Origin of the sequence: Colwellia sp. KU-HH00111, from assembly GCF_040362745.1 — a bacterium.
In the GTDB taxonomy this organism is placed as follows: Bacteria; Pseudomonadota; Gammaproteobacteria; order Enterobacterales; family Alteromonadaceae; genus Colwellia.
Genome location: NZ_BAABWO010000002.1, coordinates 330,362 through 345,001, shown reverse-complemented (window position 1 = coordinate 345,001; position 14,640 = coordinate 330,362). Strand labels below are relative to the sequence as shown.

Below are 14,640 nucleotides of genomic sequence, written 5' to 3'. Positions count from 1 at the left end.
TTCTACTTTTCCATTCTAGGAAAAGTCCTGTATTTATTTACAACTGTCAGTATATACAGTCAAATTACAAACACAAGCTTTTGCTGATAATATTATGATTTTCGCTCTCAATAACGGGCAAAATCACATGACTTTACAGCGATATTTATACAAAAATAGCCCCCATCCTTCAGGTGTTCACTTTGAATGCTGATATTATTAAACTAGGTGTATTTCAATCATGTTTTCCAGAACTTTTATTTGGTGGTGCCAAGCACAGCTTTTAATGGCGTTAAGAATTGCTCAAAGTTCTGCCATTGTTGCGTGGCACTTTTATATATAGGCTGGCGTACTTGTTCGGAACTTGGGGTTTTAATATTACGTTTGGTTTTATGAAAATCTAGACAGGACTGTTCAAATTCAAGGCCACAAAAGTCTAGCATTCTGCGAACTTGTGTGTCTAAATCATCCACTACGTCTTCATGATTAACCGTCAATACGGATCCAGGCAGTACATTATCCCAGTGTGCCATTAATTTTAAATAAGCTTGATAGTAACGACCAATATCTTCTAGGTTATAGCTAAAGTCTTGCCCTTCAGCGAATAGTTGCTTAAAGCCACTAAAACAACAGGCCATAGGTGATCTACGTGCGTCTATCACTTTTGCGTTAGGTAGTATTAAGCGAATCAAACCAATATGTAGAAAATTGTTGGGCATTTTATCAATAAAATACGGCGCTGCTTCTCGATATACTTTTGTCTCGTCAATAAACTGCTGACCAAATCGACTAAAATAATCAGGAGTTATTTCAGCTAAATTTTTTGGGTATTGGTTTTCGACACTATTTTGGTTTCTGCCACTCAATCTTGCCGCTAAACCTAGAATATTATGCAGCTCCATCGTGCCATCAACTTGGCTATGAGATGCTAATATCTGTTCAAGTAAAGTAGATCCTGCTCGTGGTAGGCCAACGATAAAAATAGGATCAGGTGCGCTCAAACCTAAATGCCCTCTTTGATTAAATAACTCATGTGTACAGTATTTCATTTGGGCGGCGACTTGTTGTTCAATTTTACCGATATCAAAGCCGCTTTGCTTATGCTGTATAGCGTTTCCTTGCTGATAAGCTTTGAAAGCTTTTGCGTATTCTTGCTTATCTTCAAAAGCTTTGCCTGTCGCGAAATAGAGCTGAATACTATCAAGCGATGCTAATGCTTTATTTTCTTGCTGTAGTTGCATTTGCTTAATTTCTTCATCACTAAAACGATAGGTTTTTGTGTTAGCTAAGCTCCAATATGCATCGCCATAATCTGGCTTTAATTGATATGCTTGTTGGTAAGCCGAAACAGCTCGCTTAATATCTCCTTTTGCCTTTAGTGCATGCCCAAGCTGTAAGTGAAAGCCAGCAATAGCATGGTCTTGTGCAATGACTTGCTCATATATCCTGATAGCTTGTTCAACTTTCCCTAAACCTGTCAATACATTAGCTTTAGCAACTTTGAAACTTAAATTGTTAGGTTGTTCAGCCAACAGACTTTCTACTTGACTAGCAGCTAGTTTGTATTTTCCTAAACGGATTAACAGGTTAAGGTATTGAGAACGAGCAGTAATATGGTTTGGATCTAGTTCAAGTGCAGTAGCCAATAAAAACTCGGCATCATCATAAATTTTTAATTCCATGCCTATTTCAGCGAGTAAGCACATGCCTTCAATATGCCGCTTATTATTTTGTAAAAAGTGTCGACAAATTTGTTCCGCTTTTAATAGTTTTCCTTCATGCATCAATTGAGTAACGCCGAGCAAAGCGGGCGGTAGTTGCTTTAATTTTGCTAATTGATTTGCAGCCTGTTGCACATGGCTTGTTTGATTGGTTTTTTGATAAATTTCAATTAGCTGTTGCCAACTAGCCATTAAACTTGGATTGAGTTTTACCGCGTTTTCGAAGGCTGCTTTGGCTGGAACTGTTTGATTTAATGCTAGGTGAATATAACCTTTTTCTTGATTAGCTCGGCTATGTTGCTCATCAAGTTTCAATAATTCATTAATACTAATTAAAGCTGCAGCATGATCTTTAGCATAACGCTGCGCTACGGCAATTAAATACCAGAGTTCAATGTGCTGTTTTTTTTCTGTTGTTTGTGCCAAAAGCAACTGACTTTGTTCAATAGCATCATTAAATTTTGTTGCTTGAATCAGCTGTTGAATCGACTTTAATTGTTGTTCTATAGCAGGCAAGGATGATATCTCCAACGACTTGGCTCCGTGGTGAATTATTATAAAGTATTTATCAATAAAAAGCCGCTTGATACAAATAACAAGCGGCTAGTTTTACAGGTAAATGTTCGCTATAACTTAATAAAAATCATAAGAGAACCTAAAACCAACGGTTCGTGGTCTATTACTTACCACTTTTGGCGTAAACTGTTGAGTATCTATATTTAAAATGGCACTTTCATCGGTTAAATTATCAATGAAGAATTCTGCTTTCCATTCGTCGTTTGTTACACCAAAACTCAGATTAGCCAAAATGTAACTATCTGCCACATAACGGCCGCCTTTAAAGGTTTGTCCATTACGGTCTTGGTAATTAACCCCAGAATAAACACTCGCTTCATTTTCAATACTTAAGCCTGAGCCTGTACCATAGATTAAATGACTCGCATCTTCTACCACATTGGCATTCATGGTCATACCCGTTAATCTATCGCCAGTATAACTAATTGAGCCGTTAATATAGCCAGACATATCACCTTTTATATGGTAATAGTAATTGGCTTGTAGATTTCCGGAGAACTCTGCTGTAAACGGTAATCGACTACCAACTGGCGGTGCTATGCCGACAAGTTCGTCATTGACTGAGGTTAACTCAGTATCAATCCAACTAAACGCGCCCGATATCACTAAATTGTCAGTTGCAACCCAAGTAAAGTCACCATCAACCCCCCTAATTTCTGCATTACCTACATTATCGGTAAATACTAAGAAACTAATATTGGTTGGGTCAAATCGTGAGGTTTGTAAGTCAGCTATTTCTGAATAATAGGCCGTTGCATTCAAACGAAGCGTTTGTTCAAATAAGCTAGATTTAATTCCTAACTCAATATTATCTAAACTATCCGTGGTTGAATAAACTGGTATGCGGAAACCTTCAAAAGCGCCTTCTTGAGACGTTGCTGAACCACCACCAACACGGTTAGTGACCGGTGGTCTAAACCCTTCTGAGTAAGAAGTATATACCATCACTTCATCTGATACTTTCCAATCAAGCCCAACCTTAATAATGGTATCATCTACCGTTAGTTCACCATTATCATCAAGTAAGCTGGTTTCTAACTGACCACTGGCAAGCGCTGCTTGTATTGCAGCCGCTTCATCGGCACCAAAAAATTCACTTAACGCAGCATCACTACCATCACCAAAAGCACGTAATCGCCCACTGACATCTACTGTTGATGTTGAGCCTTTATAAATGTCATCAATTTGATACCAACGGGCACCAAAACTTGCGGTGACTGTGTCAGTTAAATCAAACTCGAACTGACCAAATACCGCTATTTGATCTATAGTATGAGTAACATCATTAACAAAACTTACTTCAGCAGGAAATGGCCCGCCATTACTGTTAATTCCTTCATCACCTGGCAGTGTTCGCTTTAAGTCAGGATAAAGATCAGTATTAGCTATTTTAAACTGACCAACGGTTGATAGTTCTTGCGAGTCATAAAAAACACCGGCTGTCACACGCCAGCGATTATCAACAGAGGTGTTTGCGCGTAACTCATGAGTGACACGAGATGCGCCGGTATCTTCTTTATAAAATTTTGTTGGATCAAGACACTCTTGAACTTCAGCTGCCGCCGCATAATTACAAAGATAGTAGGTAGCAAATAAGCCGCCATTGGTATAACCCGTGTAATCAATAGTTGAGTTAATGTCTCTATCTAAGTAGCCACCAGTATAAACAATATCAAGCTGCTCCAGGCGACCTTCTAATGTCCAGGTGGTTAAACCAAAGTCATCATTGTTATTTTCTGGTTGAAAGCGATTGGTTGATTCCTCTCCCTCAAGGTTAGGGTCATAAGCAAATACCCCTTCAGTATCGAGCGATTGTTGGGTGTGCTGAACTAACAGCTCCCATTCATCATTAATTAAATAAGATAAACCAAAACGAGCACCGGCATAATTAGCAGTATTAAAATTTTCTTCAACTAAATGATCATTTTTGGGCGACACAATTGGGGTAGTTTCAGGATTGGCTAGTTTACCCCAACCAGCAGAAATTCTATCGACAACAACAGCACTACCAGTATAACCACCTTCACCAGGGACATTGAGAATATTATCAATCCAACCACCGGCATGATCATTATAAGCCGCCACGCGAACAGCAAGCGAATCACTTAACGACATATTAAAATAAGCTTCAACAGAGTTGCTCATATCGCCACCCTTTGTTGAACTTGTACTCATATCAAAACCAGCAGAGAAACCATCATGATTTGGTTTGTTGGTAATTAAACGCACAGTACCCGATTGAGAACTAGCACCAAAAAGCGTGCCTTGTGGGCCAGGCAGCACCTCAACACGTTCTACGTCAGTCGCATAAACATCTAAATTACGGCCTTGCATCGACACGGGTTGCTCATCCAAGTAAAAAGCAACCGATGGTTGTAAGGCTTGTACCGATGAAACAGAGATATTGGTTTGATTGGTTGCAGCACCGCGCATTATTATTTCATTTTGTCCTGGACCAGTTCCCTGAAAAGAAACGCTAGGCAAAAATTCGACATACTCATCAAAGTTTGCAACGCCGAGCTTTTCTAAACTATCACCAGTGATAGCGGTAACAGTAACAGGAACTTCTTGTATAGATTCAGCACGTTTAGTAGCAGTGACTTCAATAACTTCAATTTTTGCATTTTGTTTTTTTATCGCTTCCTCAGCATAGAGAGAGCTTGATGCAGCTAGTGCTGTTAAGACAGCATAATGCAGCTTGGTGAGTTTCATGTTAACGACCTCTTGATTTTTGAATTATGTTTCGAGCTGATATTATTAGTACTCTAATCATTATGTATTATAGGTTAGCAATTAAAGTGTGATTTTACAAAAGATTGAGCATTTATATTCATATCGTAAAGTTACCATTGTTAGTCTAGTAGTTTACATAATGGTTTATGTGGATATAATCTCAATACAAACTATATTCTGGAGAGTGGCTTGTCTTTACCCATAAAAAGTCAATTAAATAAAAAGGTCTTTGTTGGTTCCTCGTCAATAATTATCGCTCTTTTGCTTTATACCGTTGCATTACCTAAACAAGCACAGAGCATATTCAACCTTATCCAAGCAAGTATCGTTGATAATGGCAGTTGGTTTTATGTACTAACTGTGGCATTTATTTTCTTTTTTGTAATTTTCTTAGGTTTTTCTCGTTATGGCGAAATACGGTTGGGTCCTGATCACGCCAAACCCGATTACTCGTTACTGACTTGGCTTTCGATGTTGTTCGCTGCGGGTATGGGAATTGGTTTGATGTTTTTCGGGGTCGCAGAGCCACTAATGCATTACTTATCACCACCTACAGCGGCAACTGGCACTGTTGCTGCCGCTCAAGAAGCAATGAAAATGACTTTTTTCCACTGGGGTCTGCATGCTTGGGCTATTTATGCCATTGTTGCCTTAGTACTCGCTTACTTTAGTTATCGACACAACTTACCCTTAACATTACGTTCTGCGTTATACCCATTAATTGGAGAGAAGATTTACCAATGGCCTGGGCATTTGGTTGATGTATTTGCCGTGGTTAGTACTGTGTTTGGGGTTGCAACTTCACTTGGTTTAGGAGCTTCACAGGTTAATGCTGGTTTTGGTTACTTGTTTGGCATAGACACTTCCACCACCAACCAAATAATAATAATGTCTGGTATCACTACGCTCGCCGTGGTGTCTGTTGCCACAGGTTTAGATAAAGGCATCAAAAGATTATCTGAAGCTAATATGATTTTGGCGGTAATATTATTAGCTTTAATTTTTGTGCTAGGGCCGACCGTTTTTTTATTGCAGGCTTATTTACAAAACATGGGTGATTACTTAGCCGATATAATACACAACACCTTTAATTTATTTGCCTATAAAAAAACAGATTGGATAGGTGGTTGGACAATATTTTACTGGGGATGGTGGCTTGCCTGGGCTCCTTTTGTGGGTTTATTTATAGCTAGAATTTCTCGTGGACGCAGTATTAGAGAGTTCATTTTAGGTGTGATGTTAATTCCCACCTTATTTACTTTGTTGTGGATGACTATTTTTGGCAATAGTGCTATTGATTTAGTATACAGCCAAGGAGTTGTTGAGTTAGGCGAAATGGTCAGTCAAGACTCTTCTGTTGCGCTATTTGTATTTCTTGAAAACTTTCCACTGACCTCAGTACTCTCATTTTTTAGTGTGCTAATGATCGTGATCTTCTTTGTTACCTCATGTGACTCTGGCGCAATGGTGGTTGATATGCTTTGTTCACACGGCAGTAATAACACGCCATTATGGCAACGTATTTATTGGGCTGTGGGCATTGGGGTGGTTGCTGCAATATTGTTGTTAGCTGGCGGTTTAAATGCACTACAAACTATGACCATAGCAAGTGCCTTACCTTTTGCTATTGTCTTGTTACTTGCTATTATTGGCTTGATAAAAGCGCTAAAAGTTGAAGCATTTAAACAAGAAAGCCAACTGATAACTGCTATCCCCCATTCTGCTAATGACAATAACGACAGTTGGCAAACTAGATTAAAGAACATTGTTGATTTTCCAAATAAAAGCAATGTTAATAAATTCATTGATCAGACTGTTGTACCTGCATTTGATTCGGTTGCTAAAGAACTACAAGCAAACCAAATTAATGTTAACGTTTCAACTGACAGTGGCATAAGCCTTATTGTTGATCACGGCGATGAGCAAAGATTTATTTATCGTGTACTTGCTCGTAAATACTCACAACCAGATTTCATCACCGAAGATGATGACGATGAACAAAGTTACTATCGTGCTGAGGTTCACCTTGTTGAAGGCGGACAAGATTACGACATTATGGGCTGGTCAAAAACAGCCGTAATTAACAATATAATTGACCAATACCATAAACACTTACACTTTCTACATTTACTGCGTTAACCAATGCAATGCCAACTTGAAAGTAATAACAAGTTGGCATTTTTGTAACTGTGTTTAATCGCCAACCAAAATGCGTTTAAACAAAATGAGAGGTTAAAAGCCTGCTGCGCGAGATACTTAAGGTTAAGCACTCGCATCTTAAAGTAGCTTGGGTATATAATTAATTACCTATTATCAATGGTCGAAAGCAATGTCATTAGAAAATATCTCCGCACAACTCAACATGGCACACAATACCAAACCTGGTAGTAAACGCACGCTACCTCCTGTCGATCAGTGGAATCCTCCTTACTGTGGTGAAATAAACCTACAGATAAAAGCCAATGGCGATTGGTTTTATGAGGGGACTGTTTTCAAACGTCTTGCTTTGGTGAAGTTACTTGCTTCAGTATTAAAACTTGAAGATGATGACTATTTTTTAGTCACGCCAGTAGAGAAAATTAAAATCTCTGTCGACGACGCCCCCTTTGTATTAACACAGTGGCATTGGCAAGATAAAATGCAAACGACTATGGTAGTGGCCAATAACGTTGGCGATGAGTTTATTTTAGATGCTAATCACCCGCTCATTATTAATGAATTTGGCGAACTATATGTGACGGTACGTCGTAATTTATTGGCAAAAGTACACCGCAATATATATTACCAATGGGTAGACTTAGCTGAAGAAATTAAAACAACAAAAGGCACTGAGTTGATATTTACTAGTGCCGATTGCCAATTTAGTTTGGGAGTTATCGAATAACTATTTAATTTCTGACAGTTATCAAGTGAAGATAATTTAAATCACGCGTGAAAAACGCTGTTGATTGATATGTTTTTTCATATAAGCGTCAAAACTCATACAGATGATACGTATCAATAGCCGTGCTTTTTGATTGACGGTTATCGATTGTGCGGTATTTGCCACTAAGCCATCGTCTATAAAGGTATCAAGCAGGGGCAAGTCTTCAGCAAAGTAATCATCAAAATTAATGTTATATTTTTCATTAATCTTGGTTTTATCTAAATAAAGGTTACACATCAGCTCTCGGATTACTTCGCCGCGCAAAACATCATCATCTTGTAAACTAACACCGCGTTCAAGTGCATGTTGTTGATTATCAATTGCTTTATAGTAAGCTTGTAATTCCTTAATATTTTGTCCAAATGAATGGCCAATATTACTAATTGATGACACACCTAAACCAAGTAGATCACAACCACCTTTAGTGGTGTAACCCTGAAAGTTACGATGTAACGTGCCATCGTTTTGAGCAATAGACAGTTCATCATTAGGTTTAGCAAAATGATCCATGCCGATAAAGTCGTAGCCGTAGTTACACAAGGTTTCTATTGACAGTTTCATCAAGGCAAATTTTTCTTGGGTAGTAGGTAGCCATTCATCACGTAACTTACGTTGTGCGGCAAAACGACTTGGCAAGTGTGCATAACTAAACAGTGAAATTCGGTCAACATCCCACTCGTGCGCTTTATCTAAGGTTTTAGCAAAGTTTTCTAGTGTTTGATGCGGTAAACCATAAATTAAGTCGATGTTAATTGACTTAAACCCTACGTTCTTAGCGTGAGCAATAAAGTCACCAATAAACTGTGTAGATTGCACACGGTTGATGGCTTGCTGTACTTTTAAGTCAAGATCTTGAACACCAAGACTTAAACGGTTAAACCCTAGTGAAAATAAGTGCTCCGCCAAGTTCATTTCAATTTCTCTAGGATCTATTTCGATGCTCATTTCCAGATCATCAGAGAAATCAAATTTTTCTTTTAACAAAGCAACTAACGTTGTTATTTGTTTATCTGTTAAAAAACTTGGTGTACCGCCACCCCAGTGTAACTGTTTCACTTTATAGTCAGTAAATAATGGTGCTTGCAGGGCAATTTCTTGTGCTAAATATTCAAGATAGGTATCAGCTTTATCACGATGACGGGTAATGACCTTATTACAGCCACAGTAATAACAAAGGGTATGACAAAATGGAATGTGAACATACAAAGACAACTCACGGTTAGGTGAATCTTTTACTGCTTGAACAAAGTCTTTATGTTTAAAGTCGTCATGAAACTCAAGCGCGGTTGGATAAGAAGTATATCTTGGGCCACTTGTGTTATATTTGTTGAGTAATTTAGGATCGAAAAATTGACTGACTTGCATCTTGCTCACACCTTTAATTCAGGCACCATATAAATAACTTGTACCTATTATACATAACTAATGAATTCGGGTATTGATTAAACGCAAGTCTTTCATTTATTAATGCGCTTATAAATTGTTAGTCTGCACACTCAATACAACTTTCTGCCGCTGGCTGCACCTGTAAACGTTTTTCGCTAATAGGCTCGCCGCATTTTTGGCATATGCCATAACTACCATTTTCCATGCGGGTTATTGCGTTGGATAAATGCTGTATTTCTATTTTAGCTTCAGATTCTAAGGCATTTAATACTTCTTCATTTTCTCGTTCGCCCGCTTGTTCAGACCAGTCTGAATCACGACCATCGGCAAAGTCACGGTGAATTGCACCAATACGTTGCTGAAGTTCAACAATACGTTGAGTAAATTGCGATTTTAATTGTTCGGTCATCATGCATACCTCAAATAAAGCACTACTGAATGTAGTATTAACTTATGCCTTAAGTATACTCATTCTTTCTGTAGTATATTGTTGAAGTAGATCAAGGTCTGTCACTATTTCGCTGTGCAACTGTGCTTCTATTTTCATTCGTTGATAATCTTCTTGCATGCGCTGTTTTTTAGCTAACTGCTTTCTATCTTCAAGGATTGATAGATGTTTTATCTCATTATACAACTTAAAAATCGCTGGAAATTGTTGTGCCAATTCACTGCTTAGCTTCAAAGAGTCTAACAATACGGATAAACGCCAACACCCTTCGCTAAAGTCACATTGCTCTTCTTGCATGGCCTTAACAATAATTTTGACACTGGCGAACACTGTTAAATCGTGCTTAGCTAATGCTTGTTGTTTGGCAACTTCCGCCTGTTGTTGCGCTTTTTTTTGCGCACTCAGTTGCTTTAACAGTGTGCCCGCATAAAAAGCTAAACTTGCGATAATCACCGTTGCTACAGCAATGGCAATAAGCCAGTATTCGTTCATAACCAGTCGCCTTATTCTCGATCATCATCGGTTAATGAATCAAGCACAGAAGAACTGTCTAACTTGTCCCATAAATCATCTTCGGACTTACCGATACTTGCTGGTGTTTGGTCTTCATCCGCATCATCTAGCTGGGCACTTATTTGTTGATGACGCTCCATTAAGTCATTAAAGTAATGCACTTCGTCTTCTGTTAATGAAAGCTCATCTTCTTGCTTTTCAAGGATAGTTTGTAAACGCTCATCGGCCTCGATGTTTGCTAACTGTTGAGCTAAACTCAGTTCAACATTTGCATCATCTTTATCTACGCGACGAACCGCAGCAATAGCTTCAGATGCAGGGTTTACCGCTCGAGTTTGTTTAGGCTTAGTTGATTGAGTTGCAGGTGATTTAGCAGCTCCACCTAAATCAATTGGCTTTTTACTGCCAATACGGGGATCTTTATTTTGAGCAGCTTTTTGATCTTGTTGACTAACGGGTTGCGCTTCTTGTTGACGGTTGCCGGGTTTTTTGCCCTTTCTTTTACGCACTCTTGGCTCAACGTTAGCTAATTCTACTTTACTAAGTTTAGGTTTCGCCGTGGGTGCAGAGCCCTGTTTTCTTGACTTTTTTGTACGAGACATGAATTTGATACTTTTATAACGATTAATTGCGCTATTTTACGCCATTAACCGTTAAAAAGTAATGAAAGAATTAAAACTTAATCTTGTTGATGTAACCAAGCCGCATGACGTGGTGCTCGTTTAGTTTTAGACCATTCTTCAATCATTGCCGATCCAACTTGGTTCAACTGTTTAAATTGCTCAGGTGTGCCGGTATTAGCCGCTAATTCTAAACGATGTCCATTTGGGTCAAAAAAGTAGATTGATTTAAAAACGCCATGATTGACTGGTCCTAAAACATCGACCCCTTTGCTTTGAAGTGTTGCCTTGGCTGACAACAGCGCTTCAAGATTTTCTACCCGCAATGCTAAATGCTGCACCCATTCAGGGGTGTTCTCATCACGTCCCATTTCAGGCGAATTAGGAATTTCAAAAAAAGCTAAGACATTGTCATTACCGGCATCGAGAAAAATATGCATGTAAGGGTCAGGGGCTTTAGTAGAAGGTACTTCATCTTCTGCAATGGCTAAAACCAAATCCATATTTAACTTGTCTTTATACCAATCGGTTGTTTCTTTAGCATCTTTACAGCGATAAGCAACGTGGTGAATTTTTTCTATCTTGATCATGTCAAAGTGTCTTATGAAAAACTAAAGTGTGAGCTAATTTTAGTCATATCTTCACTAACTTCACTAATTTAAACGCTATTTAACCTGTTAGCTAACGTCAGTAATTCACTACGCCTATCTGTATAGTTATTGTTACAGCAATATTTGTTGAGCCACTAGGCTAAAATAACGGTTTTATCACCATTTAAACATACACGTTGCTCGGCATGAATCCTCACTGCATGACTTAAGGCGGTGGCCTCAAGATCGTGCCCCATATGTACCATCTGCTCAATAGTAAACGTATGATTAATAGGCTTAACTTCTTGTGCGATAATGGGCCCTTCATCAAGGTTTGCTGTTACATAGTGCGCCGTCGCGCCAATAACTTTCACCCCGCGAGCATGAGCTTGGTGGTAAGGGCGTGCACCTTTAAAACTAGGCAAAAACGAATGGTGAATATTGATTGCGCGACCAGCTAACTGCTGACACAAATCATCTGACAAAATTTGCATGTAACGAGCAAGTACCAATAAATCAGCCTTGGTTTCAGCCATTAACGCCAAAATTTGTGCTTCTTGTGCCGCTTTAGTCTCTTTAGTGATAGGCAAATGATAAAAAGGTACATTGTGCCAGTCTGCCAGAGATTTACAATCTTGATGATTAGACATTACAGCAACAATATTAATAGGCAATACCCCTGATTTCCATTTTGTTAATAATGAAACCAGACAGTGATCGTCCTTTGAAACCGCAATCACTACATTAGGTACATCACGTTTATTTCTCAATTGATAAGACATAGCTAAAGGTTTAGCTAGTTCCTCTAAAGCTTCAATAAATTCATTTTCAGATACGGTTAAATTACGATCATCAAAGGCAATGCGCGAAAAAAAAGTTTCAGTATAAGGGTCACTATATTGAGAGGTTTCTGTAATAAAGGCACCATGTTCAAACAAGCTTTGAGAAACTTTTGCTAAAACGCCAGTGTTGTCTGGGCATTGCCAGGTTAGGATATAGTGATTGGGAGTTGTCATGATATTTTGTTAATGATGAATACAGAGGCGATATCATTGGTTATTTTCACCAAAATTTCTACTATTTTTATAGCTTATTTGGCTATATATTCTTATTTTTATGTTTATTGGTTAGATAAACGGTGTTTATTTTTAATGTATAGCTGCTCTACTTTTTCACGAGCCCAAGGAGTTTTACGTAAAAACTTTAAGCTTGATTGAATGCTAGGGTCTTTGGTAAAGCAATTTATTTTTATTTGCTTGCCTAATTCGTCAAAACCAAAATACGCTTCAAGCTCGGTAACTATCGTTTTTAAAGTTACACCATGTAACGGGTTATAGGGCTGATTATCCATGTAAGTACTTCGTTGAGTAAAAAGTCATTATAACAAAAAACAAGCAAAAAAAATGCACCTAGAGTTAGCAAAAAACCTCTTGCCCTAAACGGTAGGTGCTTATACCATTAATTAAAGTATTTTGTTTTAATTAGCAAAGTAAGCGGTTAAGTCATCCGCACCACCAATATGCTGACCGTCAATAAAGACCTGTGGTACAGTATCAGCATTAGCTATGGCGCGCATGGCTGAAATACTAATTGCATCACCAAGGGTTAACTCTTCATAGGTTAAACCATGTTGCTCAAGCAATGCTTTAGCTCTAGCACAGTGCGGACAGCCGGGTTTAGTAAACAAACTAACTTGCGATGTTTGCACTGCTTCAGGGTTAATGAAAGCCAACATTGTATCTGCGTCAGATACTTCAAATGGGTCACCAGGTAAATCCGGTTCAATAAACATTTTTTCAATTACGCCATCTTTAACTAACATTGAATATCGCCAGCTACGCTTACCAAAACCAATAGCTCCTTTATCAACTAATAAGCCCATACCTTGGGTAAATTCACCGTTACCATCTGGAATAAAACTGATATTTTCAGCCTGTTGATCTGCTGCCCATGCATTCATTACAAAGGTATCATTGACAGATACACAGATAATTTCATCAACACCGTTTTCAGAAAACTTGCTGGCTAACTCATTGTAGCGAGGTAAATGTGTTGAAGAACACGTAGGCGTAAAAGCCCCCGGTAAAGAAAAAACAACCACTGTTTTACCTGCAAAAATTTCTTGGGTATCGCGTTTGCTCCATTCATCATTGACACGGATAGGAAAAGTGACTGAGGGTACAGATTGACCTTCTTTATTGGTAAATGGTGTTGCTACATTGGAACTGTTATTAGACATTATATTTCCTTAATATTGTGATGATAAATAAACGATGCTGTAAAATAGCCATGTCGTAATTATCGTCGAAAAATTAATTTTTTAACATTAATTAAAATAGATGATTACAATCAATATAATAGATTAATAACTGAATTATTTTTGAAATTATATTTCCTTACTCTGGTCTTGTGATAAGTAACGAACATCTCAAACCAAAAACTAAAGGAAAGCATTGTGCGTATAACCTCACCATTTATTTTAATCAGTATATTTTTATTATTAACTAGCTTGTCTACCTTAGCCAATAATCAAGCCCTGCCATTGAAAACGATTGCCGAAAGCGCAGAACAAGTAAGGCCATTGCTTAATGGGCAGTATATTCCTTCAAACATAACTGTTACCACCTCAACCGGTAAAAAACTTGCTTTAACAAAAGTAATAAACAATCAAAAAACCATCCTGTTCTTTTATCGCGGAGGTTGGTGTCCATTTTGTAATACACAAATGGGGCAACTTAAACAAATTGAAAGCCAGCTAAGCTCTCTTGGATTTCAACTGATTGGTATTTCAACTGACAACGCGCAAGATCTTCAAAAAAGTATTGGCAAAAATAAACTCAATTATCAACTGCTGGCTGATTTTAATTCTGATGTCAGTCAAGCTTTCGGCTTAGCCTATTATGCAAGCAAAGAGACTACCGATCGCTACCTTAAGGCAATAAACTTAAAAAACCCACTGCAAAAAAATCAGGCTGGCGAGGAAAGATTAGTCCTACCGGTACCTGCAATTTATGTCATCGACAGTGACGGCTTGGTACAATTTAATTACGTAAATCCTAACTACAAGGTACGCTTGCACCAATCATTACTCCTAAAAGCTGCAGCGTTAGTGAAATAACTAAAATATTTGCTAATCACTAACGCTACA

At 38.2% G+C, this 14,640-nt stretch carries 12 protein-coding genes and 1 pseudogene; 3 read left to right on the top strand and 10 right to left on the bottom strand.

The window, feature by feature from the left end; genetic code table 11:
* Window positions 1-236 precede the first annotated feature (236 nt).
* Both ABXG98_RS05780 and ABXG98_RS05775 read right to left on the bottom strand, forming a co-directional pair.
* Complete coding sequence (locus tag ABXG98_RS05780) at window positions 237-2,231, bottom strand: tetratricopeptide repeat-containing sulfotransferase family protein (protein WP_353537745.1); 1,995 nt, start codon at window positions 2,229-2,231, stop codon at window positions 237-239.
* A 102-nt stretch (window positions 2,232-2,333) separates the two neighbouring features.
* Window positions 2,334-4,988 carry a TonB-dependent receptor gene (locus ABXG98_RS05775; protein ID WP_353537744.1) on the bottom strand — a complete coding sequence of 885 codons (2,655 nt, stop codon included), beginning with the start codon at window positions 4,986-4,988 and terminating at the stop codon, window positions 2,334-2,336.
* Between the two features lie 210 nt (window positions 4,989-5,198).
* On the opposite strand from ABXG98_RS05775, the gene ABXG98_RS05770 reads away from it, so the two are divergent.
* Complete coding sequence (locus ABXG98_RS05770) at window positions 5,199-7,148, top strand: BCCT family transporter (RefSeq protein WP_353537743.1); 1,950 nt, start codon at window positions 5,199-5,201, stop codon at window positions 7,146-7,148.
* 190 nt (window positions 7,149-7,338) lie between these two features.
* A complete protein-coding gene (locus tag ABXG98_RS05765; RefSeq protein ID WP_353537742.1) occupies window positions 7,339-7,893 on the top strand; it encodes a DUF1285 domain-containing protein in 555 nt (184 codons plus the stop codon).
* A 36-nt stretch (window positions 7,894-7,929) separates the two neighbouring features.
* Here the strand turns inward: ABXG98_RS05765 and hemN are convergent, their stop codons facing one another.
* The 8 genes and pseudogenes from hemN to ABXG98_RS05725 all read right to left on the bottom strand — a co-directional run bounded on the left by hemN (window position 7,930) and on the right by ABXG98_RS05725 (window position 13,731).
* Window positions 7,930-9,300, bottom strand: coding sequence for an oxygen-independent coproporphyrinogen III oxidase (hemN, locus tag ABXG98_RS05760; RefSeq protein ID WP_353537741.1), 1,371 nt, complete (start codon window positions 9,298-9,300; stop codon window positions 7,930-7,932).
* A gap of 118 nt (window positions 9,301-9,418) precedes the next feature.
* Window positions 9,419-9,730: a TraR/DksA family transcriptional regulator gene (locus ABXG98_RS05755; protein ID WP_353537740.1), complete on the bottom strand. Its 312-nt coding sequence runs from the start codon at window positions 9,728-9,730 to the stop codon at window positions 9,419-9,421.
* 42 nt (window positions 9,731-9,772) lie between these two features.
* Window positions 9,773-10,261 (bottom strand): DUF2489 domain-containing protein, encoded by a 489-nt coding sequence (locus tag ABXG98_RS05750; RefSeq protein ID WP_353537739.1) that lies wholly within the window; start codon window positions 10,259-10,261, stop codon window positions 9,773-9,775.
* An 11-nt stretch (window positions 10,262-10,272) separates the two neighbouring features.
* Complete coding sequence (gene yihI, locus ABXG98_RS05745; RefSeq protein ID WP_353537738.1) at window positions 10,273-10,884, bottom strand: Der GTPase-activating protein YihI; 612 nt, start codon at window positions 10,882-10,884, stop codon at window positions 10,273-10,275.
* A gap of 77 nt (window positions 10,885-10,961) precedes the next feature.
* Window positions 10,962-11,492, bottom strand: coding sequence for a VOC family protein (locus tag ABXG98_RS05740; RefSeq protein ID WP_353537737.1), 531 nt, complete (start codon window positions 11,490-11,492; stop codon window positions 10,962-10,964).
* A 155-nt stretch (window positions 11,493-11,647) separates the two neighbouring features.
* Window positions 11,648-12,508: a formyltetrahydrofolate deformylase gene (gene purU, locus ABXG98_RS05735; RefSeq protein ID WP_353537736.1), complete on the bottom strand. Its 861-nt coding sequence runs from the start codon at window positions 12,506-12,508 to the stop codon at window positions 11,648-11,650.
* A 107-nt stretch (window positions 12,509-12,615) separates the two neighbouring features.
* Window positions 12,616-12,843 (bottom strand): annotated as a pseudogene (locus ABXG98_RS05730) (VF530 family protein); the annotation flags it as partial.
* A 126-nt stretch (window positions 12,844-12,969) separates the two neighbouring features.
* Entirely contained in the window at window positions 12,970-13,731 is a 762-nt protein-coding gene (locus ABXG98_RS05725; RefSeq protein WP_353537735.1) for a glutathione peroxidase, read from the bottom strand.
* 216 nt (window positions 13,732-13,947) lie between these two features.
* On the opposite strand from ABXG98_RS05725, the gene ABXG98_RS05720 reads away from it, so the two are divergent.
* On the top strand, window positions 13,948-14,610 hold the full coding sequence (locus ABXG98_RS05720) for a peroxiredoxin-like family protein (RefSeq protein WP_353537734.1): 663 nt from the start codon (window positions 13,948-13,950) through the stop codon (window positions 14,608-14,610).
* The last annotated feature ends 30 nt before the right edge of the window (window positions 14,611-14,640 follow it).

Coding starts and splice junctions, on each gene's coding strand:
- purU (WP_353537736.1), bottom strand. CDS start 12,508: ATGACAACTCCCAATCACTATATCCTAACCTGGCAATGCCCAGACAAC.
- yihI (WP_353537738.1), bottom strand. CDS start 10,884: ATGTCTCGTACAAAAAAGTCAAGAAAACAGGGCTCTGCACCCACGGCG.
- ABXG98_RS05775 (WP_353537744.1), bottom strand. CDS start 4,988: ATGAAACTCACCAAGCTGCATTATGCTGTCTTAACAGCACTAGCTGCA.
- hemN (WP_353537741.1), bottom strand. CDS start 9,300: ATGCAAGTCAGTCAATTTTTCGATCCTAAATTACTCAACAAATATAAC.
- ABXG98_RS05755 (WP_353537740.1), bottom strand. CDS start 9,730: ATGACCGAACAATTAAAATCGCAATTTACTCAACGTATTGTTGAACTT.
- ABXG98_RS05740 (WP_353537737.1), bottom strand. CDS start 11,492: ATGATCAAGATAGAAAAAATTCACCACGTTGCTTATCGCTGTAAAGAT.
- ABXG98_RS05750 (WP_353537739.1), bottom strand. CDS start 10,261: ATGAACGAATACTGGCTTATTGCCATTGCTGTAGCAACGGTGATTATC.
- ABXG98_RS05725 (WP_353537735.1), bottom strand. CDS start 13,731: ATGTCTAATAACAGTTCCAATGTAGCAACACCATTTACCAATAAAGAA.
- ABXG98_RS05765 (WP_353537742.1), top strand. CDS start 7,339: ATGTCATTAGAAAATATCTCCGCACAACTCAACATGGCACACAATACC.